31 protein-coding genes and 1 riboswitch are annotated in these 25,956 nt (G+C 36.7%); of the genes, 25 read left to right on the top strand and 6 right to left on the bottom strand.

The window, feature by feature from the left end:
- The first annotated feature begins 142 nt into the window (after positions 1–142).
- Positions 143–337: riboswitch (FMN riboswitch) on the top strand.
- Positions 338–527: 190 nt separating this feature from the next.
- A complete protein-coding gene (locus FA727_RS09545; protein WP_136830658.1) occupies positions 528–1,106 on the top strand; it encodes an ECF transporter S component in 579 nt (192 codons plus the stop codon).
- A 278-nt stretch (positions 1,107–1,384) separates the two neighbouring features.
- On the opposite strand, the gene FA727_RS09540 is transcribed toward FA727_RS09545, so the two are convergent.
- Positions 1,385–1,633 carry a ferredoxin gene (locus tag FA727_RS09540; protein ID WP_136830657.1) on the bottom strand — a complete coding sequence of 83 codons (249 nt, stop codon included), beginning with the start codon at positions 1,631–1,633 and terminating at the stop codon, positions 1,385–1,387.
- Between the two features lie 289 nt (positions 1,634–1,922).
- On the opposite strand from FA727_RS09540, the gene FA727_RS09535 reads away from it, so the two are divergent.
- From FA727_RS09535 to FA727_RS09515, 5 genes are all read left to right on the top strand, one after another.
- Entirely contained in the window at positions 1,923–2,954 is a 1,032-nt protein-coding gene (locus FA727_RS09535) for a YpbB family protein (RefSeq protein ID WP_158318828.1), read from the top strand.
- Entirely contained in the window at positions 2,951–4,447 is a 1,497-nt protein-coding gene (locus FA727_RS09530) for a RecQ family ATP-dependent DNA helicase (RefSeq protein ID WP_136830655.1), read from the top strand. Before FA727_RS09535 ends, FA727_RS09530 begins: the two co-directional genes overlap by 4 nt.
- Before the next feature lie 11 nt (positions 4,448–4,458).
- Positions 4,459–5,070 carry a CPBP family intramembrane glutamic endopeptidase gene (locus FA727_RS09525; protein ID WP_136831058.1) on the top strand — a complete coding sequence of 204 codons (612 nt, stop codon included), beginning with the start codon at positions 4,459–4,461 and terminating at the stop codon, positions 5,068–5,070.
- Entirely contained in the window at positions 5,063–5,758 is a 696-nt protein-coding gene (locus tag FA727_RS09520) for a LysM peptidoglycan-binding domain-containing protein (protein ID WP_136830654.1), read from the top strand. Before FA727_RS09525 ends, FA727_RS09520 begins: the two co-directional genes overlap by 8 nt.
- Positions 5,759–5,884: 126 nt before the next feature.
- Positions 5,885–6,343: a YpbF family protein gene (locus FA727_RS09515; RefSeq protein WP_136830653.1), complete on the top strand. Its 459-nt coding sequence runs from the start codon at positions 5,885–5,887 to the stop codon at positions 6,341–6,343.
- Between the two features lie 52 nt (positions 6,344–6,395).
- Here the strand turns inward: FA727_RS09515 and FA727_RS09510 are convergent, their stop codons facing one another.
- Genes FA727_RS09510 through FA727_RS09500 form a run of 3 tightly spaced genes read right to left on the bottom strand, consistent with a single transcriptional unit; the run spans position 6,396 to position 7,483 of the window.
- Positions 6,396–6,965, bottom strand: coding sequence for a manganese catalase family protein (locus FA727_RS09510; protein ID WP_136830652.1), 570 nt, complete (start codon positions 6,963–6,965; stop codon positions 6,396–6,398).
- A 27-nt stretch (positions 6,966–6,992) separates the two neighbouring features.
- Positions 6,993–7,256 (bottom strand): spore coat protein CotJB, encoded by a 264-nt coding sequence (locus tag FA727_RS09505; RefSeq protein ID WP_136830651.1) that lies wholly within the window; start codon positions 7,254–7,256, stop codon positions 6,993–6,995.
- On the bottom strand, positions 7,253–7,483 hold the full coding sequence (locus tag FA727_RS09500; protein ID WP_136830650.1) for a spore coat associated protein CotJA: 231 nt from the start codon (positions 7,481–7,483) through the stop codon (positions 7,253–7,255). The genes FA727_RS09505 and FA727_RS09500 overlap by 4 nt, the downstream gene beginning before the upstream one ends.
- 144 nt (positions 7,484–7,627) lie before the next feature.
- Between FA727_RS09500 and FA727_RS09495 the strand changes: the two genes are divergently transcribed.
- The 6 genes from FA727_RS09495 to FA727_RS09470 all read left to right on the top strand — a co-directional run bounded on the left by FA727_RS09495 (position 7,628) and on the right by FA727_RS09470 (position 12,799).
- Positions 7,628–8,263, top strand: a complete 636-nt coding sequence (locus FA727_RS09495) for a CBS domain-containing protein (protein WP_136830649.1) — start codon at positions 7,628–7,630, stop codon at positions 8,261–8,263.
- A gap of 63 nt (positions 8,264–8,326) precedes the next feature.
- The gene (locus FA727_RS09490; RefSeq protein WP_136830648.1) at positions 8,327–8,716 is read left to right on the top strand and encodes a hypothetical protein; all 390 of its coding nucleotides are present in this window, start codon (positions 8,327–8,329) and stop codon (positions 8,714–8,716) included.
- 18 nt (positions 8,717–8,734) lie between these two features.
- Complete coding sequence (locus FA727_RS09485) at positions 8,735–9,505, top strand: metallophosphoesterase (protein WP_136830647.1); 771 nt, start codon at positions 8,735–8,737, stop codon at positions 9,503–9,505.
- A gap of 80 nt (positions 9,506–9,585) precedes the next feature.
- Complete coding sequence (locus FA727_RS09480) at positions 9,586–10,158, top strand: genetic competence negative regulator (protein WP_136830646.1); 573 nt, start codon at positions 9,586–9,588, stop codon at positions 10,156–10,158.
- A gap of 294 nt (positions 10,159–10,452) precedes the next feature.
- A complete protein-coding gene (locus FA727_RS09475; RefSeq protein WP_136830645.1) occupies positions 10,453–11,730 on the top strand; it encodes a Glu/Leu/Phe/Val family dehydrogenase in 1,278 nt (425 codons plus the stop codon).
- 103 nt (positions 11,731–11,833) lie between these two features.
- Positions 11,834–12,799 (top strand): YpdA family putative bacillithiol disulfide reductase, encoded by a 966-nt coding sequence (locus FA727_RS09470; RefSeq protein WP_136830644.1) that lies wholly within the window; start codon positions 11,834–11,836, stop codon positions 12,797–12,799.
- A 182-nt stretch (positions 12,800–12,981) separates the two neighbouring features.
- On the opposite strand, the gene FA727_RS09465 is transcribed toward FA727_RS09470, so the two are convergent.
- Positions 12,982–13,956, bottom strand: a complete 975-nt coding sequence (locus FA727_RS09465) for an asparaginase (RefSeq protein ID WP_136830643.1) — start codon at positions 13,954–13,956, stop codon at positions 12,982–12,984.
- Positions 13,957–14,046: 90 nt separating this feature from the next.
- Here FA727_RS09465 and prsW point away from each other — a divergent pair, with 90 nt between their 5' ends.
- From prsW to fni, 9 genes are all read left to right on the top strand, one after another.
- The gene (gene prsW, locus FA727_RS09460) at positions 14,047–14,727 is read left to right on the top strand and encodes a glutamic-type intramembrane protease PrsW (RefSeq protein ID WP_136830642.1); all 681 of its coding nucleotides are present in this window, start codon (positions 14,047–14,049) and stop codon (positions 14,725–14,727) included.
- Between the two features lie 262 nt (positions 14,728–14,989).
- Positions 14,990–15,856 carry a spore cortex-lytic enzyme gene (gene sleB / locus FA727_RS09455; RefSeq protein ID WP_194138528.1) on the top strand — a complete coding sequence of 289 codons (867 nt, stop codon included), beginning with the start codon at positions 14,990–14,992 and terminating at the stop codon, positions 15,854–15,856.
- A gap of 15 nt (positions 15,857–15,871) precedes the next feature.
- Positions 15,872–17,221 carry a germination protein YpeB gene (ypeB, locus tag FA727_RS09450; protein ID WP_136830640.1) on the top strand — a complete coding sequence of 450 codons (1,350 nt, stop codon included), beginning with the start codon at positions 15,872–15,874 and terminating at the stop codon, positions 17,219–17,221.
- Between the two features lie 149 nt (positions 17,222–17,370).
- Positions 17,371–18,033, top strand: a complete 663-nt coding sequence (locus tag FA727_RS09445) for a flagellar brake protein (RefSeq protein WP_136830639.1) — start codon at positions 17,371–17,373, stop codon at positions 18,031–18,033.
- 60 nt (positions 18,034–18,093) lie between these two features.
- Complete coding sequence (locus FA727_RS09440) at positions 18,094–18,276, top strand: YpfB family protein (protein WP_136830638.1); 183 nt, start codon at positions 18,094–18,096, stop codon at positions 18,274–18,276.
- Positions 18,277–18,528: 252 nt separating this feature from the next.
- Positions 18,529–19,200, top strand: a complete 672-nt coding sequence (gene cmk, locus FA727_RS09435; protein WP_136830637.1) for a (d)CMP kinase — start codon at positions 18,529–18,531, stop codon at positions 19,198–19,200.
- Between the two features lies 1 nt (position 19,201).
- A complete protein-coding gene (locus FA727_RS09430) occupies positions 19,202–19,789 on the top strand; it encodes a lysophospholipid acyltransferase family protein (protein ID WP_136830636.1) in 588 nt (195 codons plus the stop codon).
- A 135-nt stretch (positions 19,790–19,924) separates the two neighbouring features.
- Positions 19,925–21,058 (top strand): 30S ribosomal protein S1, encoded by a 1,134-nt coding sequence (rpsA, locus tag FA727_RS09425; RefSeq protein WP_136830635.1) that lies wholly within the window; start codon positions 19,925–19,927, stop codon positions 21,056–21,058.
- 16 nt (positions 21,059–21,074) lie between these two features.
- Positions 21,075–22,124: a type 2 isopentenyl-diphosphate Delta-isomerase gene (gene fni, locus FA727_RS09420; protein WP_136830634.1), complete on the top strand. Its 1,050-nt coding sequence runs from the start codon at positions 21,075–21,077 to the stop codon at positions 22,122–22,124.
- Positions 22,125–22,162: 38 nt separating this feature from the next.
- On the opposite strand, the gene FA727_RS09415 is transcribed toward fni, so the two are convergent.
- On the bottom strand, positions 22,163–22,300 hold the full coding sequence (locus FA727_RS09415) for a YpzI family protein (protein ID WP_126409095.1): 138 nt from the start codon (positions 22,298–22,300) through the stop codon (positions 22,163–22,165).
- A gap of 108 nt (positions 22,301–22,408) precedes the next feature.
- Here FA727_RS09415 and FA727_RS09410 point away from each other — a divergent pair, with 108 nt between their 5' ends.
- From FA727_RS09410 to der, 4 genes are all read left to right on the top strand, one after another.
- The gene (locus FA727_RS09410; protein WP_136830633.1) at positions 22,409–23,014 is read left to right on the top strand and encodes a YphA family membrane protein; all 606 of its coding nucleotides are present in this window, start codon (positions 22,409–22,411) and stop codon (positions 23,012–23,014) included.
- Entirely contained in the window at positions 23,011–23,898 is an 888-nt protein-coding gene (locus FA727_RS09405) for a YIEGIA family protein (RefSeq protein WP_136830632.1), read from the top strand. The genes FA727_RS09410 and FA727_RS09405 overlap by 4 nt, the downstream gene beginning before the upstream one ends.
- 5 nt (positions 23,899–23,903) lie before the next feature.
- A complete protein-coding gene (locus FA727_RS09400) occupies positions 23,904–24,089 on the top strand; it encodes a capping complex subunit for YIEGIA (protein WP_126409098.1) in 186 nt (61 codons plus the stop codon).
- A gap of 541 nt (positions 24,090–24,630) precedes the next feature.
- Complete coding sequence (der, locus tag FA727_RS09395) at positions 24,631–25,941, top strand: ribosome biogenesis GTPase Der (RefSeq protein ID WP_136830631.1); 1,311 nt, start codon at positions 24,631–24,633, stop codon at positions 25,939–25,941.
- Positions 25,942–25,956 lie beyond the last annotated feature (15 nt).

Below are 25,956 nucleotides of genomic sequence, written 5' to 3'. Positions count from 1 at the left end.
AATAACTTACATTCTATGATAAATTTTACTATATTAATTTACCATAAAACCGACCTAGAAAACAAAAAAATATAGGAGCCGAAACGTATTTCTTCACAAAAAAATATTCGTGAGGTATAATTGAAACTGTAATTAAATATTGATCTATCTTCGGGGCAGGGTGTAATTCCCGACCGGCGGTGATGAGAGTCATTCTCTAAGCCCGCGAGCCAGTTATGAGCGGATAATGTGGATTCACAGGATAGTTGTACTATTCAAGTGAAATACTATTATCGCTTTGGCAGGATTTGGTGAAATTCCAAAGCCGACAGTATAGTCTGGATGGGAGAAGATGGAGGTTCTGCAGACGTTCAAAAGAATAGTAATTTGAATGTTTATTAAGCGTGCCTGAATTTATTCTCCCTCAAGTTTACTTGGGGGAGTTTGTCGTCTACAGGATCTTTTCTTGTGCGACAATTTACAGGTTCCTTAAGCTTGCTGAACCTTTCTTCTTTAGGAGAGATGGATCCTAAAAAGGAGAGAGGAAAATGAAAAGTTTCAACGTCAAGGCTTTAGTTTCAATTGGAATGTTAAGCAGCATTGGGTTTGTATTAATGCTCTTAAACTTTCCGCTTCCGCCATTTCCAAAATTCTTAATGGTGGATTTTAGTGACATCCCTGCATTAATTGCAGCGCTAATTTTTGGTCCAGTAGCAGGAATTTTAGTCGAATTGTTTAAGAATATACTGGATTATGTTATTACAAGTAGTGAGACGGGCATCCCAGTAGGACATATCTCGAATTTTATTGCAGGGATTCTGTTTGTTGTACCAACCTACTATATTTATGAGAAGTTGAAAACAAAAAAAGGAATGACGTATGCTTTAGTGGCAGGTACAGTCATCATGGCAATTGTGATGAGTGTATTAAATTACTTTGTATTCCTACCTGCGTACACACTATTTATGGGCTTCCCAGCGATGTCAGGAGATGAAACACGACAAATGATTGTGGCGGGGATCCTTCCTTTTAATATCGTAAAAGGAATCATCATCTCCATCGTATTCATACTCTTATTTAGCCGAATGAGCACATGGATAGGAAAACAAAGAGCATACAGAGTTTAAATAAAATGAAAGCAACGAGATTTTTGTCTCGTTGCTTTCTTAATTGTATAGGAAATTATAGATTTCGCTGTTGTGGATAACTATGTTATAAAATGTATCTACGTTTAGCTCCAGCGCCTAGCCCCTCTTTTGAAAAATAAAATTCAATTTTTCATTGGTCGCTTCATCACCTGTTCTTCCAGCGCTTGTCGGGGCTGAGTAAGGCGCTTGCGCTTTTGTTCTTTAATTTCAAATAAAAAACTCCTCTCAAAAATGAGAGGAGTTTCCTTATGAATAGACTATTCAAATTTTAAAGCGTCACCTTCGAATGGCTCATCAGCAACCTTAATAGAATCAGTTGGGCAGCCTTCGAATGCGTCCATCATATCATCTATTAGAACATCCGGAATTTCAACGATTCCTTCGTTGTCATCAAGTGTTACGAATGCGATACCTTCATCATCATAATCGTAAATATCTGGTGCAGCAGCTCCACAAGCGCCACATGCGATGCATGTTTCTTTGTCAACAATTGTGTACTTTGCCATGTAATTACCTCCCAATGAATTATACATATACATTTCATAAAATTTTCTGAAACGTATCCCTCATACCTTATTGTAAAACTGTATCAACAACATTTCAATAAAAAAGTATATTGAGAATGCTTATCATATGGGGATTTCGCGCACGATGAGATACAGAATTTTTATTTCGTGGTAGAATAAAAGAGAAATACGTCGAAATTTCGTCAATTTATGTGAAAGTCCTTGATATTGACTAATGATACGATTGATAATCGTAAAATAATAGGGTGGTAGAATGTCAACTCCTTTCTTGGAATATGTTGTACTTCATTGTTTACATAAATTAAACGGAGAAAGAACGATTTACTCTATTTATCATCTCCTTAGTGGGAAAAAATCTTCCCAAACGATTCAAGATGCACATCTTTTCCAACTTACAAAATTTTTTAAAACATATAGCTCCATTACAAGAAACCAGTTTGATGAAATTGTGAATTCTTTAGTTGAACAAAGCATGATTTTCGAAACAGGTGAACAATATTATGTCGTGTCAGAATCAGGTTTTGAAGCGCTGAAAACAACCTATCCATTCTTATCTTTTCTTGATGGTTGGCATTTTCAAGAAGGAGATCTGTTTTGGGAGAGGCTTTCCCTCCTTGTCCAGGTTGCATCCCATTTATCTGAACATGAAGTAAAGTATGTACCGATCCAACGTAATCGTCATGTTCAAGCCTGGATTAAGAGCTTTTTGAGACAGTGTAATGTGCCTCGAGCGAAATTAAGCCGATCTCTTTATGAAGAATTAATCGCTTGTTTTACCCACGTGAGTGAAATTGATCCAGCAGTAGTAGTTATTCGACTTACAGGGTTTCAAACAATTGGGTTAACTGAAAAACAAGCAAGTGATACATTAATGCTTGAACCAACCTTATATCATTATCAATTTTACGCGCTTATTCACGATATGATGAACAAAATTCAATCGAATCGAACACGATTTCCACTCTTAGCTATCGTATTAAGTGATTTGCAAACAAACGTGCCACTGACCGAGTCGACTAAAAAGACATATGATTTATTAAACAAAGGGTTTTCCCTTGAGGAAATCGGTAAAATTAGAAATTTAAAAGTAAATACGATTCAAGACCATATCGTTGAACTTGCGCTTCAAATTGATTCATTTGATATTACACCATTTATTGAAGGTGAAAAAATAAAACATATCATAGCTGCAAAGAATAAGACGACTTCTAAACAATTGCGATATATTAAGGAGCTTGTACCGGATACCACTTATTTTGAAATTCGTTTAGTAATGACAAAGTATGGTGATGAACGATGAGGAACAAATTAGAAAAAATGTTAGAAATGTATTTTGGCTTTTCGACCTTTAAGCAAGGACAGAAAGAGGTCATTGATTCCGTATTAAAGGGCAACAATACAGTGGCAGTGTTGCCTACAGGAACGGGGAAGTCGCTATGCTATCAACTTCCTGCTTATGATCTTCCTGGAGTCGTTATTATTGTCTCACCGCTATTATCATTAATGCAGGATCAAGTGGAACAGATTCAAATGCGCGGAGAAAAAAGGGTCGTTGCAATCAATTCCTTTAATACTGGTGAAAATAGAAGAGCTATTTTTAATCAATTGGACCAATACAAATTTATCTTTATCTCTCCAGAAATGCTAGGTATGCCAAGCGTGATTAAGAGACTTCAAAGGCTAGCCATCTCTCTTTTTGTCATCGATGAGGCGCACTGTATTTCTCAATGGGGATATGATTTTCGTCCTGATTACATGAAGTTGGGTAAGGTGCGAGAACAATTAGGAAATCCTCGAACCCTAGCGCTTACTGCAACGGCAACAAAGGAAGTTGTGAACGATATTGTGACCTCATTACAATTGAAAAACTGGGAGGAGTTTTTGTTTTCAGTTGATCGCCCAAATATTGCGATGAAGGTGGAAGAGGTAGCTGATTTAAGAGAAAAAGACCAGCGGTTACATGAGCTTGTTTCCTATTTGAACGGTCCGGGAATTATTTATTTTTCTAGTCGAAAAAAAGCAGAGGCAATTGTCCAATTGCTAAAAGAACATGGGATTTCACGTGTGATGGCTTATCATGGAGGAATGGATCAGGAAAGCCGCATACTGATTCAGCAGCAATTTATTTATGGCCAACTGGATATCGTGTGTGCAACAAGCGCTTTTGGAATGGGGATTAATAAAGAAAATGTTCGTTATGTTATCCATTATCATATGCCATTGCAGCTGGAATCCTATATACAAGAAATTGGCCGTGCGGGCAGAGATGGTAATAAAAGTATTGCAGTGTTGCTCTATTCACCAGGTGATGAGAACCTATCCTATCATCTTGTCGAGAATGAATTGCCAAATGAGATCCAAATCAGCAGAGTATTTGCATGGGTAAAAGAAAAATCGATTGATTCCTTTGGTGAATATGAAGATGAAATTAGAGCGGATGCTGGCTTAAATGACGTACAGTGGCGTATCCTATCAGATTTCTTCGCGAGTGTTGAGACAAGTGTGAATGAATTAGAGTCTATTCTTAATGAATTTCAAGAATTTATTAAGAAACGGATTCAAGTTAAGAGAGAAAAAATCGAACAGCTAAAAAATTGGACCCAGTCCAACCAATGTCGGCGAGAAAAGATCTTGAATTATTTTTCAGAAGATAAGAAAATTGGTATTGAACCTTGTTGTGATATTTGCGGTTTGGAAATGGAATCGTATCAAAAAGAAGAAGAAAAAGAAGCAATAGCAGAGTTTCCGTTTAATTGGCAGGATTATTTATCTACTATTCTATGTAAAGAGTGAGCGAATGAATGATGAAAAATAAATATACAGAAATAGTAAATGAGTTAACTGACCGAGAAATCATGTTTCATCTTGTTGCTACTCAAGTCTTATTAATGGTGATTTCACTTATTTTAGGATTTTTTCTATTTGATGATTTATCATCCTTTTGGGAACTCTTGAAATGGGAGGATTCAAAAATATGGACAGTAGGAGTAGTGTCTGGACTAGTAATTGTCAACGTAGATATGCTCTTGATGAAAATTCTTCCAGCTTCATTCTATGATGATGGAGGACTAAATCATAGGCTTTTTCAAAATAGAGCAGTTTGGCAAATTGCTGCGATTGCTGCACTTGTTGCGATTGGAGAAGAAGTGTTATTTAGAGGAGTTCTACAAACCCATTTTGGCTTAGTTATCACAAGTATTATTTTTGCGCTTATCCATTATCGTTATTTATTCAATCCATTTCTTTTTATCAATATTGTTGTATTAAGCTTTTTTATTGGTTATATATACGAAATCACAGACAATCTTCTTGTCACAATAGTTTTACATTTTATTGTGGATTTCTTGTTAGGTGTAATGATTCGTTTTTCTAGGAAGAGGTCTAATCAAAGAGGAGGGAAAATCAACTATGAATAAAGAAGAACCACTACGCGATCAAGCTCAACGGCTTAGGAAGCGAATATCGAAAAAATCAGAAGTTCAAGAAGAACTGGTTACTACTTCTTCTACTTCTACGTTGCCACCAAGAAGTAGAGTACATCAGCAAGAGCAAAAGAGGAAAAAAACAAGGGTAAAGCTAAAGTATCCAATTATAAGATTACTGGCATTATTTTTTATTCTATTACCGATTGTTAGCTTTAGTATCTATACAATCAACCATAACAAAGAAAAGGCTGCAACGGAGTCAGTTGATAATAATGAACGAGGTAATATTGAATCTGTAAATGTTACAGATGAGGACGAAGGTGCTTCGATTTCGGATTCGACAGTTGTTGAAGAGAATGTAGAAAATGTTAATGAAGAAGTTGTTGCTGAGTCAGTGACAGATCAAGAGGCTGAAATAGTGGAACCAGAAGAAGCGGAGAATCTATCTTCTACTGAGACTACTGTGAATGATAAGAGCACAACACCGCCGGTTACAGCGACTGAAACAAGTACAGATAAAGGATCTATTCAAAGCCATACCGTACAACCTGGCGAGACTTTATATAGAATCGCGATGAAGTACTATGGTTCGCAAACAGGAATTGAGAAAATAAAACAAGCAAACAACATCCAAGGAAATGAAATTCAAGTAGGACAAACAATTAAGATTCCACAATAGTTGAAGAAGCCGCTCTTGCTAAAAGCAGGACGGCTTTTTTGTATTCAACAAACATATATTACTGGACAAGTACATATATTTTGATAGGACCTTGCAAATTGAAACGGTTGGAAGGGGAAGTAGAAAGTGGAGTCTTCAATTTTAATGCTTGATGATAGAACCGATAAAGCGACAAAACAAATGCTTCAGAAGGTTGTGGAGAGAAAAAGGAAGTTCGATGCATTCAAATTTCGGCACTTAACTGTATTATGGCTAACAGTCTTTCTTGGTTTTTCTTATATTTATTTTCTCTATAAAACGATCGCGATTCCATACTCCTACTCGTTTGCTGCGATGTTTTCAGCCTTTGTGGATCAATCTCTAAATTTATACGCATTTGTCGTTATTGGAGGACTATTTGGGTTGATGAACCTTCTAAAACAAAAGAAGGATAAAGCGGAAAAAGAATTCCATGCCCTTCGTTGCGAAATTATTGATAAAAGTAAGGACTTATGGAAGCCAAAAGATGCTTGGAAAAACAGACATCTCGTTTTTGAAATGATGAAAAAGAATTATGATATTAATCTTTACCATGAAAATAAATAAGCACATTTACAATAAAAGAGGCAGAATTTTTGGATCTGCCTCCTTAAACATACTAGAAAATTCTCTTTTTATCTTTTTCTTCTTTAAGTATTTCAACAGCTTCTCTGAACCTCAAGGAGTGTACAATTTCTCGTTCACGTAAAAATCGTAAGGCGTCATTTAGATCCGGATCATCGCTCATATTGATAATCCATTGATAGGTTGCTCTTGCTTTTTCTTCTGCGGCAATATCTTCATATAAGTCAGCAATTGGATCACCTTTTGCTTGAATGTAAGTCGCCGTCCAAGGTGCACCAGCAGCATTGTGGTAAAACAGACCATTATCATGATTCACGTAGTGATCACCTAGTCCAGCAGCTTTCATTTGCTCCGGTGTGGCATCTTTCGTAAGTTTATAGATCATTGTGGCGATCATTTCTAAATGAGCGAATTCTTCTGTTCCAATATCAGTTAGTAATCCAATGACTCTGTCAGGAATAGAATAACGTTGGTTTAAATAGCGTAACGCTGCAGATAACTCCCCGTCAGCTCCACCATATTGTTCGATCAAGAATTTAGCTAACATCGGGTTACATGTACTGACCTTAACAGGATACTGAAGCTTTTTTTCGTATATCCACATGTGTTTCCATCCCTCCTAGTATTGTTACTACACTTGCCATGGCCAAGGAGCGTCAATCCAGTTCCATGGGTCACCTGAATAACTGTGACCGAAATGCATTAATGGCCCGTAAATACTTTCAACAGCATTCCGTAATTTTTTCCTTTCTTTCACATAATGGTTGAATTGTCTGATCGCTTCTGAATCATTAGGATGGTTATCTAAATATAGATTTAGCTCCACAAGGACAAAATCGACTGCTTGTAACTGCTCCATTAACTCATAAAACTCTGGTGGTAATTGTTTTGTCATAAAGGGTTTCCTCCCTTTGCTAACTCACGTGAATTGTAATAGGGGTCATATAGTGGCTTCCAAAGTGTACCGGCTCTTAATGCTTCCATTGGGGTAAATTGAGGAAAATTATTAGGTTGAAATCCTATATATAAATTTGGTGGTGTCGAAAAGCTTTTAACCCTAATTGGTGGACACGGATCAAAAGGACCAACGAAAGGTCGATAGGTCTTATACAGTGTAAACATAGTTGCCCTCCTTTTATTTATATATCATTCAATTTTATGAAAAAATATCTCATGCATGACATAATTATGAAAAATTAAAGGATTTTACCATGGAAATGTGGAATTTTTCACATGAACGCTTATAATATCCCCGAGGTGATAAATATGTTTGTTAAAAACATAATGATTCCAAAACACAAGACACACACCGTTCAAAATGATGATTCATTAAAAACGGCTCTCGAAAAATTAGAGGAGCATCAAATTGATGGCTTGCCAGTTCTAAATGGAACCCAGTATGTAGGCATTGTGACAAGGTACAACTTGTATGAGAACTTTTTTACTTCCAATCAGTCAAGGGAAGAATATTTACAAAACACTAAATGTGCAAACATTGCCACATATCAAGAAAAATTCTTAAAGGGGCAAGAGTTATTTGAACATACTCTACTTGATTTAAAAGACTTTCCTATCCTTGCTGTAGTGGATGATAAAAAAGAATATCTAGGAATCGTCACACGATTTGATGTACTTGAGCAATTTCAATCTGCCTTTGGAGTGAATAAAAAAGGGATACGAATCGCTTTTACTTCGATTGAAACAGAAGGAAGGCTTGCGAGATTTGCTGAAATTGCCCGGCAATTCCATGAGCATATCATTTCATTGGTTACGTTTGATGAAACAGACAAGCTTGTCCGACGAATCGTTGTGAAGATTGAAAAGAAGGATAATGTTGATAAATTCACGAAAAAACTAGAGGATTCAGGTTTTCGTATTTTAGACATTCATGAGGAAGAATGATTTTTCTATTTTTAAAGCTATAAACTAAATCTCTCTCATAGATTTTTATGGGAGGGATTTTTTATGTGGAAAAAGAGTACTCGATTAATACTAGGATTTGGATGTGGCTATCTATTTATTTTATTGTTTCCAATTGATTCACCCTTTGAATTTTCCGAGTTTCTACTAAAATTTGTTGTCGATCCTTTTGCGTTTTTTTCGGCTTCAATCGTATTTATTATTGGTTTTATAACAAATGCACTGATTATAAAAGAAGGAGTAGAAGAAACGTTTTTGTTTTATAATCGAAAAGAATCGAATCTAGTGGAAATTTTGTTGGCACTGCTGCTTCTGGTTAGTTTTTATATTTTATTCCAAACAGGTTTTTGGCAAACGATGGTTTTTTTCAGTTTTTCTATTCTGTATGGTATTATTTCATTAGATTTTAGCCGGTTTAAAATGATCGAAGAGTAGTGGTCTAGGGGAGGATTTATGATCTTTATATTTGTGATAGGAATTGTATTGGCAGTAAGTTTACTTGTGTATATGTATAAATTGGCTTATATGGATAATATCATTTATCAAGAAGTATCATTTGCGGAATTTCCGAAAAGCTTAGGGGAAGTAAAGATTTTCTTTATATCTGATCTTCACTGCAGAATTGTTTCGGACGAGCTTTTAAATAAAGTAAAGGGAAAAGTAGATTTGGTCATAATCGGCGGAGACCTACTTGATAAACGGGTAACAATTGAACAAGTTGAACAAAACATTCAAAAATTAAAAGAAGTAGGTCCGGTCTATTTTGTTTGGGGAAATAACGATTATGAAATTGATCCGCATCTACTCGATGGACTCTTATTAAAATATGGTGTGAAAATTTTAGATAACACAGCTGTCTCTTTTGAGTCAGAGGTTGGAGAACGTTTAATTTTATTGGGTATTGATGACATGTCTACAGAAAGAGATAGGCTGGATCTAGCTCTGCAGGATGGCGGAGAAGATGGGTTCAGAATTTTAGTATGCCATGATCCACGAATCGTGAACAGGTTAACAAAAGAGGAGGGCATTTCCCTCGTCTTAAGTGGACATACTCATGGTGGACAGATTCGTATATTTGGAATCGGCCCATATGAAATAGGGAAGCTCAAAAAGTACCCTCAGACAACCTTGTTGGTGAGTAATGGATATGGGACAACGTCTATTCCTTTAAGGCTAGGTGCTAAACCAGAAACCCATGTAATTACATTAAAATCAAAAGCGTAAAAACCCTAGATAGACGACTCACCATCCCTCTAATTTTACATAAACTAAACCAACAGTTGTCACAGCAGGGGGCAAATACTATGCGCATTGAGCGATTAACTTATAATAAAATCAAAATCTTCCTCACGACCGATGATTTAACGGAACGTGGATTAACAAAAGAAGATATTTGGAAGGATTCATTAAAGTGGCATCAGCTTTTTCATGATATGATTGAAGAAGCAAGTGATGAATTTGGAGTAAGTATTGAGGGCTCGGTTGCTGTGGAAATTTTTTCAATGCATGCTCAGGGAATGATTATGATTGTCACGATGGAAGAAGAAGACGAAGAATCACTCCATGATGGCTTTATTGATATGGAAGTTACCACGAAAAATAGTGAGGATATTCTTTTTGAATTTCAGGAGATTGAGCATGTCATCGGCTTAGCAAAGCAACTCTTATCGATAGATTTTTGTGGCGGCAGTTTATATGCGTTGGAAGATAAATATTTCTTATCATTTCAGGAAGATATACGAAGGGATTCAGCTGACATAATTGCAGTTATGGCTGAATTTGGAAATCCTTCTCTTATGAGTATTCATTGGCTGAAGGAATATGGAAACAAAATTATTCACGAACATGCAGTTGAGACGCTAGTGGAGTATTTTTGAGGGGGAGATCTCATTCTCCCTAACCGTCTCTTTTTTTTGAAAAAAATTATTTCAGTATTAATAAAAATGGTAATAAATAATCATAAATAGTGGTTTTCTTCCTTCTAAAATAGGGAAAATTAATAGTGGTATTTCACTTGTTAATTCCTTAAATTTCAATATTGGTAACGTTTACAAAAAATATAGAAATAGGCTGAAAAATTATCTTTTTCATCTTGCATAAATTATCCAAAGGTGTATACTTGTGACTGAAAGATGACAATTTTGTAAGCGATTTTAGGAGGTCTATTTTAGATGGTAGCCGAGAAAAGTACAGAAAATATAAATCAAGAAGACAAGCTCGATGTGTTAAAATCCACTCAAACGGTCATTCATAATGCACTTGAAAGACTTGGATACCCTGAAGAAGTCTATGAGCTTTTAAAAGAACCTTTGCGATTAATGACAGTCAAAATTCCAGTAAGAATGGATGATGGCTCTGTAAAAATCTTTACTGGCTACCGCGCTCAGCACAATGATGCTGTGGGCCCGACAAAAGGTGGAATTCGTTTTCATCCTAATGTTACTGAAAAAGAAGTAAAAGCACTCTCCATTTGGATGAGTTTGAAATGTGGAATTGTTGATTTACCATATGGTGGAGGAAAAGGCGGAATTGTTTGTGATCCAAGGGATATGTCGTTTCGTGAATTAGAACGATTGAGCCGCGGATATGTTCGTGCGATTAGCCAAATCGTAGGTCCAACAAAGGATATTCCAGCTCCTGATGTATTTACCAATTCTCAAATAATGGCTTGGATGATGGACGAGTATAGTCGAATCGATGAATTTAACTCACCAGGATTCATTACTGGGAAGCCTCTCGTATTAGGTGGTTCTCATGGTCGTGAATCAGCAACAGCAAGAGGAGTAACAATCTGTATTGAAGAAGCAGCAAAGAGAAAAGGCATTGAACTTAAAGGTGCTCGTGTTGTTGTACAAGGATTTGGTAATGCGGGAAGCTTCTTATCAAAATTCATGCATGATGCAGGAGCTAAAGTAGTTGGGATTTCAGATGCTTACGGTGGCTTGTATGATCCAGATGGTTTAGATATTGATTATTTACTTGATCGTCGTGATAGCTTTGGAACTGTGACAAAGTTATTCAATAATACGATTACCAATAAAGAACTATTAGAATTAGATTGTGACATTCTTGTTCCAGCAGCGATTGAAAATCAAATCACAGAAGAAAATGCTCATAATATTAGAGCAAAAATTGTGGTAGAAGCGGCAAATGGGCCAACAACGTTAGACGCTACACAAATTTTAACGGATCGTGGAATTCTTTTAGTACCAGATGTACTTGCTTCGGCAGGTGGAGTAACTGTATCGTATTTTGAATGGGTTCAAAATAATCAAGGTTACTATTGGACTGAAGAAGAAGTAGATGATAAGCTAAGAGCAGTAATGGTGAAATCCTTCGAAAATATTTATAATACTGCCCAAACACGTCGAGTAGATATGCGACTTGCTGCCTATATGGTTGGAGTAAGAAAAATGGCAGAAGCATCAAGATTTAGAGGTTGGATATAAACAAATGTATCCCCTTTGAAAATATATGAGCGAATCTTTTAGGAGGACTTGTCGTTGTGGCGAGTTCTTCTTTCGTTTTATGGAAAAGGAGTGTGTTACAACTATGAAACAGGAAGAAGTCATTATTGTTGGTGGGGGTCCATGTGGCTTAGCTGCGGCTATTGCATTGAAGAATATTGGCAAAAGTGCGTTAGTAATTGAAAAAGGAAATATTGTGAATGCGATTTACAATTATCCGACCCACCAAACATTTTTTAGTACAAGTGAAAAATTAGAAATTGGTAACACTCCTTTTGTAACAGAGGAATACAAGCCCAAAAGAAACCAAGCATTAGTTTATTATCGTGAGGTAGTTAAAAGAGCGGCTATTCGTGTAAATGCCTTTGAGAAGGTCTTATCAGTGGAAAAGCAAGCCTCCGGAGATTTTATTATTAGGACCGATAAAGAGGAATATGCTTGTGCAAATGTCGTTATTGCAACAGGCTATTATGACAATCCAAATTATATGGATGTACCTGGGGAAGACTTGCCAAAGGTGCATCACTATTTCAAAGAAGCACATCCGTTTTTTGATAAGGATGTCGTCGTGGTGGGAGGAAAGAATTCAAGTGTCGATGCGACGATTGAGCTCGTAAAAGCAGGAGCGCGGGTAACGGTTATTTACCGTGGTTCTGAATATTCTCCAAGCATCAAGCCGTGGATTTTACCAGAGTTTGAATCACTTGTTCGTCATGGTATCGTAACAATGGAATTTAATTCGAATATGAAGGAAATAACCCCAGAGCATGTTATTTATGAAAAAGAAGGGGAAGTCGTGCAAATCAAGAATGATTTTGTATTTGCGATGACTGGTTATCATCCTGACCATCACTTTTTGCGAAAAATGGGTGTACAGATTGATGAAGAGACAGGTAGGCCGATTTTTGATCCAGAAACAATGGAAACTAATGTTGAGGGCATCTTTATTGCAGGTGTGATTGCAGCTGGAAATAATGCTAATGAAATTTTCATCGAGAATGGACGTTTTCATGGGGAACAGATCGCAAATGCAATAGTTGCTAAGGAATAAATAAAAACGAAGCTGTCACTTGCAGACAGCTTCGTTTTTTATCTAATAAGCATTGGATTTTCGTAAAGTTGGAAATGCACGCCAAGATGGGGAGAAAAGAGCCCAACTTGACCGACAAACAAGAAATGCACGCCAAGATTAGCAGGAAATTGCTCTGTTTGACAAATAGCAAATCTCTCTTATTAAATCGAAAAGGCATCTTCTATTTTCTTAAACTCATTCGTTGTATCCAACATAATCAAAAGTTTTAAACGAGCTTTCTGGCCATTTAATCCATTGGAAAAAATTACGCCTAACTCTTTTAGCTGCTTCCCTCCACCCTCATATGCATACGTGTCTTGGGCAATTCCATTAAAGCAACGCGATACGAAGACAACAGGAATATTATTTTTAATCAAAGCTTGAATACCTGGAATTGTAGCAGGTGGAAGATTTCCTTGACCAAGTGCTTCGATGACAATGCCATCACATGGTAATTCATTGATAGCAAAAAGAAGAGTTGAGTCCATTCCAGCATGAGCTTTTATAAGAACCACTTTCTTTGAAGCGTCTTGAATAGGGTAATGTTCAGAGCCTGTCGGGCAGTGATGAAATAATACTCCCCTTTTTGTCACAACACCAATAGGTCCATATTGGGGACTCTGGAAGGTTGAAATATTGCTCGTATGTGTTTTCGTGACGTTTTTTGCTGTATGAATTTCATCGTTGAGAACAACAAGAACCCCTTTGTTAATAGCTTCATCACTAGCTGCAACCTTAATCGAAGTAATTAAATTATATAGTCCGTCAGAGCCGATTTCGTTACTAGAGCGCATGGCGCCAGTTACAACAATTGGAATTTTTGTATCCATGGTTAAGTCTAAAAAGTACGCAGTTTCTTCAAGCGTATCGGTACCATGCGTGATGACTACTCCAGCGATCGCATCCGCCTTGCTCTTGGATTCTATCAAATTCTTTAGCTGAAGCATTTCCTTTGGAGTTACATGAGGAGATGGTAAGTTAAAAGGTTCTTCTATAATTAAATCGGCAAAGTCAACTAAGCCTTGAGTTTTATCTGTCATCGGATTTATTTCACTTGGTTTGACTGCACCTGTTGTTTCATCCTCACTCATCGAGATTGTGCCACCTGTATGAATGACGAGTATTTTTTTCTTCATGAAAATAAGCCTCCGTAAATAATTCAACATTTTCTTTATCTTTATTCCATGATACGATTATGTAAAAGATTTGAAAAGAGGACAAATTTCATGCTTGGGATACTATCGGCGGCGATTGCCCCGGGATTAGCATTGTTAAGTTATTTTTATTTGAAGGATGAATATGATTCTGAACCGATTTCAGTTGTGTTTAGAGCCTTTATGATTGGTGCTCTTCTCGTGTTCCCAATTATGTTTATTCAATATGTTCTTGATGTGGAACATATCGTCCACTCGGATTTGATCCATGCCTTCTTTTCAATCAGCTTTCTTGAAGAATTTTTTAAATGGTTTATTTTAATTTATACCGTTTACCAACACGTAGAATTCGATGAACCATATGATGGAATTGTATACGGAGTTGCTGTTTCCTTAGGATTTGCGACCGTTGAGAATATATTTTATTTAATTGCCAATGGTTTAGAATATGCGTTAAGCCGTGCGTTATTGCCTGTATCCAGTCATGCTCTGTTTGGTGTTATAATGGGCTTTTATTTAGGGAAAGGAAAGTTTAGTAAAAGCCATAAATCAAGGTGGATCATCTTTTCTTTAATGTTTCCGTTCCTTTTTCATGGCGTCTATGATTATATACTGATCACCTTTGAAAATTGGTTAATATACATGCTGCCGTTCATGATTTTTCTATGGTGGTTAGCTTTAAGAAAAGTAAAGCATGCCCGGATTCTTACATCTCAACATAATAGAGAATTAAACAAAAGCCTTCCAATGTAAATATTGGAGGCTTTTTTTATTTGTGATTAGCGAATTGTAAACATCTAAAATGAACCCTAATATTTGAGAAATTAAATTATGCGTAAATAGATTTGAATAAAAACCCACTCATTACAAAAAATAGGTTCAATGGAGTACATTGTATAAATCAAACAGTTCATCTCAGGAATCAAATTCAATTGGGGGTGCATTCATTTTGACCAAAAGATTTATTAAAATCTTACTAATAATATCAGTTTGCATAATTTGTGTTCCATTAAGTATGAACGAGAGAACGGTAGATGCTTTTTCAAATCAGGTCATTCAGCATGGTGCAGTAGGTGATGATGTTATTGAATTACAGTCAAGACTGCAATATTTAGGTTTTTATACTGGAAAAATTGATGGTGTGTTTGGTTGGAGAACGTACTGGGCACTAAGAAATTTTCAATATGAGTTTGGATTACCGATCGATGGCTTGGCAGGTACAACAACCAAAAATAAGTTAGCGAAGGCATCGAAATATAATGAGCAGTATGTGAAAGAACAAATCAATAAAGGAAACAAATTTACACATTACGGTGGGATGGATTTAAATAAGCAAAGTGCTCCTAAAAAAACGGGCAGTGGAGGTGCTGCGAATAAAGGTGGAACCAATGGTGGAAATGCTGGTAAAGCAGGAAATACTGGTCAAAGTGGCAATGCGGCGAAAGCACCTGCACAGCAGCAAGCTGCACCTCAAGCACCGGCAAATCCGCCGAAACAACCTACAGCAGCGAATGTACCAAGTGGGTTTTCACAAAACGACATTCAACTTATGGCTAATGCAGTTTATGGGGAGTCTCGAGGTGAACCATATATCGGTCAGGTAGCGGTAGCGGCTGTTATATTAAATCGTGTTGACAGCGCTAGCTTTCCAAATACAGTTTCGGGAGTAATTTTTGAACCTCGTGCATTTACAGCAGTGGCAGATGGACAGATATGGTTAACACCTAATGAACAAGCAAAGGAAGCTGTCTTGGATGCGATAAATGGATACGATCCTACTGGAAATGCTATTTATTATTTTAATCCAGATACGGCTACGAGTGGTTGGATATGGACTAGACCACAGATAAAGCAAATTGGAAAACATATATTCTGTAAATAAAGAGGTGAGGCACAATTGATTAGAGGAATTCTTATTGGAGTGTTGGCTTTAGGTGTAGCAGGCACGGCCTTTTGGGGTTATCAGGAACATAGAGAGAAAAACGCCATTCTTATCAATGCTGAAAACAATTATCAAAGGGCATTTCATGATTTGACCTATCAAATTGATTTGTTGAATGACAAAATTGGCACTACCTTAGCGATGAATTCTCGTACATCTCTTTCCCCAGCTCTTGCGGAAGTATGGAAAATCACATCAGAAGCCCATAGCGACGTGGGGCAACTGCCATTAACTTTACTTCCGTTTAATAAAACAGAGGAATTTTTAGCGAAAATTGGTGATTTTAGTTATCAAGCGGCGATTCGGGATTTAGACAAGGAACCGTTATCTGATAAAGAGTATAATGCTTTAAAAGAATTATATGGACAATCTGCAGATATTCAGAAGGAATTAAGAAATGTTCAACATACGGTTTTAAATAACAATCTAAGATGGATGGATGTAGAGCTTGCTTTAGCAACAGAAGAACAGCCAAACGATAATACGATTATTGATGGTTTCAAAACAGTCGAGAAAACAGTTGATGGATATGGAGAAACTGATTTTGGTCCGACCTTTGTTAATATGAAAAAACAAGATGATGGATACAAATACTTAGAAGGAAAAGATATTACAAAGGAAGAGGCAAAGAAAATCGCGCTAAAATATAGTGGATTCGGAAATAACGCTAATATTCAAGTTACCGAAAATGGAAAGGGCTCAGATGTTGGCTTCTTTAGTGTCTCTGTACAAGATAAGAAGTCAAAGCAAGAAGCGAATATGGATATTACCAAAAAGGGTGGTTATCCAATCTGGTTTATTCTTTCCAGAGAGGTTAAAGATGCGAAAATTAGCTTGAATGATGCAAGCAATAAAGCAGTCAAGTTTCTGAAAGATAATGACTTTGAAAATCTAGATCTATTTGAAAGTAGTCAATATGACAAAATGGGGGTATTTACGTTTGTAACCAATGAAAATGGTGTACGTATTTACCCGGATGCAATTACTGTGAAGGTTGCTCTTGATACTGGAAATATTATTGGATTTACTGCAGAAGAATATTTACGTTCTCATCATACGAGAGAAATTCCAAAACCAAAGATCACTGCTGCAGAAGCTAGGAAAGAAATTAATCCAAACGTCAAAATAATGGATGAAAGCCTAGCAATTATTGTCAATGATCTTAATGAAGAAGTATTGTGCCATGAATTTTATGGAACACTTGGCGATGACACTTATAGAATTTATATTAATGCGGAGACTAAGGTTGAAGAAAAGATTGAAAAACTCCAAAATGCAGAACCTATATATGAAGATGTAGTCTAAAAAAGGAAAAGCACTCGCTTTTCCTTTTTTTTACCTTTCATCCATTTTTATCAAGGTAAACTTTTATACTCTTGCGCATGAATGGATTATCGTGTCATAATGAACAATAATAAGTCAATCATATTTGGTAAACAGAAAGTGTGATTATGATGATGAAAATCGGAGACCCGTTAACCCTTGAATTACAATACAGTGATAGAGTCGAAAAATACAAATGTAAGCTTGTAGAAAGAAAAGGCCAACAATTATATATTGATTATCCAATTAATGTGGAAACGAAAAGAACAGCCTTCTTTTTAGATGGAACACAATTAAAGTGTTCTTTTATAATGCGTGATGGTACCGTTTATTTGTTTGAATCAGAAGTTGTTGGACGAGTTAAACAAAAGATTCCGATGATTATGTTGACATATCCAGGCGATGATCAACTTATTAAAATTCAACGTCGTCAATATGTTCGTGTTGAAACAGCTGTAGATGTAGCTGTACATCCAACCAATTCTGAATTTCATCCATTTGTTACGGTTACTGATGATATAAGTGCTGGTGGTGCAGCCATTATCGTATCGAAACAACAGAAACTAGAATCAGGAACCCTTATTGATTCATGGTTCGTTCTGCCGATGCAAAACGGAGATTTTCATTATTTTAAATTCGAAGCAAAAGTTGTGAGGAACATTCCTCTCGATCAAAATAGATTTAAAACTTCTCTTGAATTTGTGAATGTTGAAGCACTTGAGCGTCAAGTTTTACTTCGATTCTGCTTCGATCGCCAATTGGCGATGAGAAGAAAAGGTATAAAAGATGAATAAGTTTTCTATTTATCTTCCATAATGCTAATAAAGCATTCATAGGAGATAGGTGGAGAGAAAGTGAAAACAATTGAAAGAATTATGATTAAGCTCATCATCATTCAATTGCTTTTCTTAGTTGTAGCGCAAATAGTATTACATAAATGGAATGTCTTCCCAGAATTAAAAGAAATAACCCAATACGAAGGAGTAACCGAAAACAACTTCTCCGAACTATTAGAAGCTTTTAATGGGAACAAGTAAAGCTGGATCGAATGGTCGTTTAAACTACGACAATTTGGTCACAGCTTTTTTTCTTTGTTGTGTTTAATTTGGAAATGGATTTAAACATCATAAATCATGATGTGCAAAGAAAAAATAAAAAAAGGCTATTATTTTTGTAAGAGGAATAAGAGGACATATGTTAAAATAGATTATGAAAATAATGGAGAGATTTGGCGTATCATACTAAACAGAGCATATGACAGCAATCTTTTTTAACAACTAGGAGGACATATGAAGAAAATTTCAATAGCTATAGATGGACCTGCTGCTGCAGGGAAAAGTACAGTTGCAAAAATTGTGGCAAAAAATCTAAATTACATATATGTAGATACAGGTGCAATGTACAGAAGTTTAACTTTTCAAGCAATAAAAAATGGGGTTGATCTTCAAAATGAAGAACAGCTAATGGAACTTCTTGACAAAACAGAAATCACTCTCGAAGCAACAGAAAATGGACAAATTGTTCGTGTAAATGGAAATGAAGTTACATCAGAAATAAGAAATTCTGAAGTTACAAATAATGTTTCTTATGTTGCTAAGCATAAGCTTGTACGAGAAGAAATGGTGAGAAGACAGCAACAGTTTGCAACTCAAGGTGGAGTAGTCATGGATGGAAGAGACATCGGTACTCATGTTATTCCACATGCGGAGGTAAAAGTTTTCCTTCTTGCGAGCGTTGACGAACGAGCACAAAGAAGACATGCGGAGAATATGGAAAAAGGTTTCCCTTCCGATCTTGAAAAATTGAAGGAAGAAATAGCTGCGCGTGATAAGCTCGATTCTGAGAGAGAAGTAGCACCTTTGAAAAAAGCAGAGGGCGCAGTGGAGATTGATACTACCTCAAAATCAATAGAAGAGGTTGTTGAGCTCATTATGAGCTTAGCTAGCGAAAGGATTAGATAAGATGTCATTTTATACATTTGCAAGATCAGTTGTGGCTTTGATTTTAAAACCAATATACCGAATTGAAGCAATCGGGAAAGAAAACATTCCTAAAGAAGGAGGGGTTCTTTTATGTACCAATCATATACATAATTTTGATCCTCCTATCGTGGGGATTATGGCGCCGAGACCAATTTCTTTTATGGCAAAGGAAGAGTTGTTCAACGTTCCTGTTTTAGGGAAGATTCTTCCTCATGTAAATGCCTTTCCGGTAAAGCGCGGGATGAGTGACCGTGAAGCATTACGGACAGGGTTAAAAGTGTTAAAAGAGGGAAAAGTTTTAGGCCTGTTTCCTGAAGGAACACGTAGTAAGACTGGTGAACTTGGCAAAGGATTAGCTGGGGCAGGGTTTTTCGCCTTAAGAACCGATGCAGAAGTTGTGCCGTGTGCAATTATTGGACCATACAAAGCTTTTTCGCGGTTAAAGATCGTTTATGGAAAACCAATTGATATGAAATCACTTCGTGAAAATAAAGCATCTGCCGAGGAAACGACAGAAGTAATTATGGAAGAAATTCGTAAGTTAATCGACCAAAATAAGAAAAACTGATAATTCAACTTTCTTGACAAAATTGTAGTTTTATAAGAAGTTATAAAAAGAATCATCTTCGGTACTGACCTATATTTTCTAAATCATAAATGCGTAAACTTAAGGGAGTAGCGATTGGATTAAGGAGGAGTACATATGTCGGAAGAGATGAATCAAGTAGAGGTTAAAAATTTTGAAATTGGTGATCAAGTCACTGCAACAGTAACCAAGGTTGAAGAAAAACAGGTTATTGTTGATATTCGTGACAGTAAGCTCGATGGAATTATTCCGATCAGTGAGCTTTCAAGCCTTCATGTAGAAAGAGCGAGCGATGTTGTGGAAGAAGGTCAAGAAATCGATTTAGAAGTTTTAAAGATTGAAGAAGAAGCTCTTATTCTTTCAAAAAGAAAAGCAGACGCGAAAAAAGCTTGGAGTGACCTCCAGCAGCAGTTTGAGAGTGGAACTGTTATTGAAGCAGAAATTAAAGATGTCGTTAAAGGCGGTTTAGTGGTAGATCTAGGTGTAAGAGGATTTGTTCCTGCTTCTCTAGTTGAAGCCCATTTTGTTGAAGATTTTTCGGATTACAAAGGGAAAACTTTAACTTTTAAAATCGTTGAATTAGATCAAGATAAAAATAGATTGATTCTTTCTCATCGTGTCGTTATAGAAGAAGAGAAAGGCAAACAAAAATCGGCAGTATTGGATTCCCTTCAAGCGAACCAAGTGTTAGAAGGCAAAGTTCAAAGATTAACTGACTTTGGAGCATTTGTAGATATCGGCGGAATTGATGGATTAGTTCATATATCTCAGCTGTCACATGAACATGTTCAAAAACCTTCGGATGTTGTTCAAGAAGGTCAAGTAGTCAAAGTGAAGGTGCTAAATGTAGACCGAGATAATGAGAGAATTTCATTATCAATCAAGGAAACTCTCCCTGGACCATGGGCAAACCTCTCTGAAAAGGCTCCTAAGGGTGCAGTACTTGATGGAGTAGTGAAGAGACTTGTCTCCTACGGTGCTTTTGTTGAAGTATTCCCAGGAGTAGAAGGCTTGGTTCATATATCTCAAATATCTCATAAGCATATCGGCACTCCGCATGAAGTGCTAAAAGAAGGTCAAGATATTAAAGTAAAGGTTCTTGATGTGAATGAAGGAGAACAAAGACTTTCTCTAAGTATTAAAGAGCTTGAAGAAAAAGAGCCAGAGGTTCTTGATTATGAGCTTCCTGAAGAGGCAAAAGGCTTTCAGCTTGGAGAGATGATCGGAGACCAGCTAAAGAACCTTAAATAATTGTTAGGTGATAATAGTGACAAGAGCAAAACGGAAAGCAGAGCATCTTCAATATGCTTTAAAGACAGGACAGAGTAGACTTACCGGTTTTGATGATATCACATTTGTTCACCAAAGCTTACCCGATTGTTCAGTAGAACAGATTCAATTAAGTACTAAAATTGGCGAACTTGATTTAAGTTCGCCAATTTTTATAAATGCGATGACGGGTGGCGGAGGAGAAGCAACATATCAAATTAACCGAAAACTAGCAATCGTTGCACAAGAAACGAATGTTCCGATTGCGTTAGGCTCTCAAATGTCTGCCTTAAAGGATTCGTCTGAAATACGCACATACAAAGTTGTCCGAGATGAAAACAAAAATGGGATTATTTTTGCGAATTTAGGAAGTGAAGCAACTGTTGACCAAGCTATAGCTGCTACCGATATGCTGGAAGCAAATGCGCTGCAAATCCATCTCAATACGATTCAGGAGCTGACGATGCCTGAGGGTGATCGTAGTTTTGTAGCTGCCCTTATGCGGATAGAAGCGATTGTTAATAGCTTGGGGGTGCCTGTCATTGTCAAAGAGGTAGGTTTTGGCATGAGTATGGAAACGGTACGTAAGCTTCATTCCATTGGCGTTCGTGCGGTAGATGTTGGAGGTTTTGGTGGTACCAATTTTGCCAAAATTGAAAATGCACGAAGAGAAAAGCTGATGTCCTTTTTCAATGATTGGGGAATCCCAACAGCTGTTTCGATTATTGAAGCAAAAGAAGCTTTTCCAGAACTCTCAATTGTCGGCTCTGGAGGAGTTCAAGATAGCCTTGATATTATAAAGGCGCTATCCCTAGGTGCCTGTGCGACAGGCCTAGCAGGCAAGGTTCTCAAGACGTTAGTTGATGATGGGGTAGAAACTCTTATCGAAGAGATTCAGGAAATGAAAGAGGAGTTAAAGCTTATGATGACTGCTCTTGGGGCGAGATCGCTTCAAGAGTTACAAAAGGCACCTGTTATTATTTCCGGCAAGACCCATCATTGGTTAAATGAAAGAGGAATTAATACGAAAAAATTTAGTCAAAGATAATTGAAAACTCTCATGGGCAACAGCCATGAGAGTTTTTTCTATTTTCCATCGTTCAATTTTCTAGCTTCTTCTGGGCTAGACATTTTTGTTGCTCCTGGATAGTGAAGTGCTTGGTCTCGATCTGATTCAACCTGCTTATTCTTTTTTAGTTTTTGTTCCTGACGGTCCCTTCCCATATGAATTGCACCTCCTAAGATTATCATACTTAAACGAGAAAACTTTATTCATCCGAAGGTTAAAGTACATAAGCATGAGCCATAATGGAAATGATAGGAGGTAGCGAAATGGAAGGGATTTTCTTTTATTGGCTATTTTGGATGTTCTGGGTCATGGCAACTTTTTTTATGGAAAAAAATAAACTTCGATTAAAAATCTCAATCGGAATTTTGATGGCGATCACCTTATCTACATTTTCTTTTCCGTTTTTGGGAAATGAATTTTCTTACACTAGCGTATTTTTACTCATTACCTTCTTTATTTGGATAGCTCGCCAAAGCTTTAAAAAAGGGAGTTATATGCTAATTACCTCTTTTATTTTGATGCTTTCCTATTCAGTATTCCAACTGTTTGAGCTGTTTGATCCAGTATGGCTTATTTTTGATCGAACCATAATGCTCTCAATTCTTATGGCTTATCTTTCGATATTGCTTCACGGAAATTTAGAATTGAGGATTCTCTCTTTAGTATCTGGTTGCATACAAGGGGATATTTTGTATTCTTTTATCTTACGAAAATTAACCTTTCCTCATTCAGTAGGGGACTATGCATTTCTTGATGTTGTCTCAATATCTATTGCTCTATTGCTGGTTGCTAGTGGATTTAAAAAGCTCTCCATTTACTTTGAAAGTCACTTCAAACAATTTGAAAGGGAGAAACAAAAACAGTCATGACAGAGTATACTTACCCGATAGTACTTGGAATCATCATTGGTACATTAACAAGATTATATATGCTGAGAACGGATTATCGGCAATATCCTACCTACTTGCATGGAAAAATTATTCATATTGCGCTCGGATTTATTGCAGCAGGTCTCGGAACACTTGCTGTTCCATCGATAATGGAAGAAAACTTTACCGCTGTTACGTTTTTAACAATTGCGGCTTCCCAATTCAGAGAAGTTCGAAACATGGAGCGTAATACATTATCTGAAATGGATTCATCTGAGTTAGTCCCAAGAGGAAGAACATACATCGAGGGAATCGCGATCGCTTTTGAAAGTCGGAATTATTTAGTTATTTTTACCTCCCTTTTAACCACGCTAGCGTATTTGTTATCGAATATTTGGGGAGGAATTATTGTTGGTGCGATCGCTTTTTTTATTTCAAAAGCTTTGATGGCTGGCGGAAAGTTATCAGATATTGTTGATGTTGAATTTATAGAGCCACGATTTGAAGGTGCAGGGTTATATGTGGATAACATTTATATTATGAATATTGGTTTACCCGAGCGAAAAAAAGAGATTCTACGTTATGGTATGGGCTTTATTTTAAAACCGAAAAATTTTGATTCGAGATCGACAATTGCTAATCTCGGTCAACGTCAGGCCATTCTTCATGATGTTTCAACGGCCTTGGGAGTATATAGGGATTCTGGTACTCCAGCATTAGTACCGCTTGCCAAAAGAGATTTGGATGATGGTAGAGTGGGAGTATTTGTTTTACCACAGGAACGAGATGAGAAAAGAGCAATCGAAATTATTGGTAAGGTACCAATTCTCGAAAACGCTGTGCGCCTTCCTACAAAAAGAAAACGGAAAGAGGAGGGGAAATAACGGATATGGATTTACAGAAATTTATCCTCGCTGTTATTACAACGAATCCGAAAAAAGCTCCCGTCGCTTCAACTGTTTTTCACTGTGACAGTAAGGAAGAGATGGATGCAATCACAACAAATCTAGAAGCTATTCTCGATGGAATTGCCCACGCGCTGTCAGATGAGATTTATATCATTGTAAAGCATTAAGATGACAGTCTTCACCAAACAATCCAATCTTTTCATTGCGAGGAAGAAATCACTTTGTTAATATAATTAGGTTAGACCCTTCTAAGCTGGAAGGGTTTATTTAATAACACGAAGCAAATTTGACATTATTAACTAAGGCTCTTTTCGCAGACATTGTTTATTTTCTTACGAAAAAAACTTGTTTATTTTCTTACGAAAAAAACTTGTTTATTTTCTTACGAAAAAAACTTGTTTATTTTCTTACGAAAAACTTGTTTCTTTTCTTACGAAAAACTTGTTTCTTTTGAATCGTAGTATGGAATACAAATTACTTGTATTACCTAAAAAAGCGATAAGGGAGAAGTGAAAAGTGCCGTGCAAAAATGATGTGGCTTCTAAACCACCCAAGGGGTGGCAGCGCCCGGTAGGATGTGTAAATGTCGGCCCTAGATTTTTTTTGAAGAAAAGAATATGGACATTTACGAAAAAAACCACAATCATTGCGAAAACAGCGTTATCTAATGATTAAATTTCGATAAAGTAGAAGGAAAGGGTGATGTTCATGGTGAAACCTGTAGTAGCCATCGTTGGACGTCCAAACGTTGGAAAATCAACGATTTTTAACCGAATTGTAGGAGATAGAATTTCCATTGTAGAAGACATTCCAGGAGTAACAAGAGATCGAATATATAGTGCAGCAGAATGGCTCACACATGATTTTAATATTATTGATACTGGTGGTATTGATATTGGAGATGAACCATTTTTAGAACAAATTCGTGCGCAGGCACAAATTGCGATTGATGAAGCGGATGTTATTATTTTCTTAACGAATGGAAGAGAAGGTGTAACGGCTGCTGATGAAGAGGTTGCAAAAATTTTATATAAAGCGAAGAAGCCAGTTGTCCTAGCTGTAAATAAAATTGATAATCCAGAGATGCGAGATCAAATCTATGATTTTTATTCCCTAGGATTTGGTGAGCCGTTCCCAATTTCAGGTTCACATGGTCTAGGTTTAGGGGATTTGTTAGATGAAGCTGCAAAGCATTTTCCTACAGATCAAGGGGATAATTACGACCCAGATACCATTAAATTTTCACTTATTGGTCGTCCAAATGTCGGTAAATCCTCTTTAGTAAATGCTATACTTGGAGAAGAACGCGTAATTGTTAGTAACATAGCTGGTACAACGCGCGATGCGATTGACTCTATGGTTACAGTCAATGGTCAGAAGTATGTCATTATTGATACTGCTGGTATGCGTAAAAAAGGTAAGGTCTATGAAAGTACAGAAAAATACAGCGTTTTACGTGCTTTAAGAGCAATCGAACGTTCAGATGTCGTCTTAGTTGTACTTGATGGTGAAGAAGGAATCATTGAACAGGACAAGAAAATTGCTGGATATGCACATGAAGCAGGACGAGCAGTAGTGATTGTCGTGAACAAATGGGATGCAGTCGAAAAAGATGAAAAAACGATGAAGGCATTCGAACAAAATATTCGCGAGCATTTCTTATTCTTAGATTATGCGCCAATCGTCTTTTTATCTGCTCTTACAAAAAAACGAATCCATACATTGATTCCAATGATCGATATGGCTAGTGAAAATCATGCACGAAGAGTGGAAACAAGTGTGTTGAACGATGTCATTATGGATGCTGTTGCGATGAATCCGACACCAACCGATAATGGGAAACGTCTAAAAATTTACTATACAACGCAGGTAGCGGTTTCACCTCCAACTTTTGTTGTTTTTGTAAATGATCCGGAATTAATGCATTTCTCTTATCAGAGATTTTTAGAAAATCGTATTCGAGACGCTTTCGGTTTTGAAGGAACACCGATCAAAATCTTTGCTCGTGAACGTAAATAATCTATTGAAGGATGT

The sequence above is a fragment of the Robertmurraya kyonggiensis genome (genome assembly GCF_005116465.1).
Classification (GTDB): domain Bacteria; phylum Bacillota; class Bacilli; order Bacillales; family Cytobacillaceae; genus Robertmurraya; species Robertmurraya kyonggiensis.
This window is presented reverse-complemented; position numbering and strand designations above follow the sequence as displayed.

Coding starts and splice junctions, on each gene's coding strand:
- FA727_RS09545 (WP_136830658.1), top strand. CDS start 528: ATGAAAAGTTTCAACGTCAAGGCTTTAGTTTCAATTGGAATGTTAAGC.
- FA727_RS09540 (WP_136830657.1), bottom strand. CDS start 1,633: ATGGCAAAGTACACAATTGTTGACAAAGAAACATGCATCGCATGTGGC.
- FA727_RS09530 (WP_136830655.1), top strand. CDS start 2,951: ATGAGGAACAAATTAGAAAAAATGTTAGAAATGTATTTTGGCTTTTCG.
- FA727_RS09525 (WP_136831058.1), top strand. CDS start 4,459: ATGAAAAATAAATATACAGAAATAGTAAATGAGTTAACTGACCGAGAA.
- FA727_RS09520 (WP_136830654.1), top strand. CDS start 5,063: ATGAATAAAGAAGAACCACTACGCGATCAAGCTCAACGGCTTAGGAAG.
- FA727_RS09510 (WP_136830652.1), bottom strand. CDS start 6,965: ATGTGGATATACGAAAAAAAGCTTCAGTATCCTGTTAAGGTCAGTACA.
- FA727_RS09505 (WP_136830651.1), bottom strand. CDS start 7,256: ATGACAAAACAATTACCACCAGAGTTTTATGAGTTAATGGAGCAGTTA.
- FA727_RS09500 (WP_136830650.1), bottom strand. CDS start 7,483: ATGTTTACACTGTATAAGACCTATCGACCTTTCGTTGGTCCTTTTGAT.
- FA727_RS09495 (WP_136830649.1), top strand. CDS start 7,628: ATGTTTGTTAAAAACATAATGATTCCAAAACACAAGACACACACCGTT.
- FA727_RS09490 (WP_136830648.1), top strand. CDS start 8,327: ATGTGGAAAAAGAGTACTCGATTAATACTAGGATTTGGATGTGGCTAT.
- FA727_RS09485 (WP_136830647.1), top strand. CDS start 8,735: ATGATCTTTATATTTGTGATAGGAATTGTATTGGCAGTAAGTTTACTT.
- FA727_RS09480 (WP_136830646.1), top strand. CDS start 9,586: ATGCGCATTGAGCGATTAACTTATAATAAAATCAAAATCTTCCTCACG.
- FA727_RS09475 (WP_136830645.1), top strand. CDS start 10,453: ATGGTAGCCGAGAAAAGTACAGAAAATATAAATCAAGAAGACAAGCTC.
- FA727_RS09470 (WP_136830644.1), top strand. CDS start 11,834: ATGAAACAGGAAGAAGTCATTATTGTTGGTGGGGGTCCATGTGGCTTA.
- FA727_RS09465 (WP_136830643.1), bottom strand. CDS start 13,956: ATGAAGAAAAAAATACTCGTCATTCATACAGGTGGCACAATCTCGATG.
- prsW (WP_136830642.1), top strand. CDS start 14,047: ATGCTTGGGATACTATCGGCGGCGATTGCCCCGGGATTAGCATTGTTA.
- sleB (WP_194138528.1), top strand. CDS start 14,990: ATGAACGAGAGAACGGTAGATGCTTTTTCAAATCAGGTCATTCAGCAT.
- FA727_RS09445 (WP_136830639.1), top strand. CDS start 17,371: ATGATGAAAATCGGAGACCCGTTAACCCTTGAATTACAATACAGTGAT.
- cmk (WP_136830637.1), top strand. CDS start 18,529: ATGAAGAAAATTTCAATAGCTATAGATGGACCTGCTGCTGCAGGGAAA.
- FA727_RS09430 (WP_136830636.1), top strand. CDS start 19,202: ATGTCATTTTATACATTTGCAAGATCAGTTGTGGCTTTGATTTTAAAA.
- rpsA (WP_136830635.1), top strand. CDS start 19,925: ATGTCGGAAGAGATGAATCAAGTAGAGGTTAAAAATTTTGAAATTGGT.
- FA727_RS09415 (WP_126409095.1), bottom strand. CDS start 22,300: ATGGGAAGGGACCGTCAGGAACAAAAACTAAAAAAGAATAAGCAGGTT.
- FA727_RS09410 (WP_136830633.1), top strand. CDS start 22,409: ATGGAAGGGATTTTCTTTTATTGGCTATTTTGGATGTTCTGGGTCATG.
- FA727_RS09405 (WP_136830632.1), top strand. CDS start 23,011: ATGACAGAGTATACTTACCCGATAGTACTTGGAATCATCATTGGTACA.
- FA727_RS09400 (WP_126409098.1), top strand. CDS start 23,904: ATGGATTTACAGAAATTTATCCTCGCTGTTATTACAACGAATCCGAAA.
- der (WP_136830631.1), top strand. CDS start 24,631: ATGGTGAAACCTGTAGTAGCCATCGTTGGACGTCCAAACGTTGGAAAA.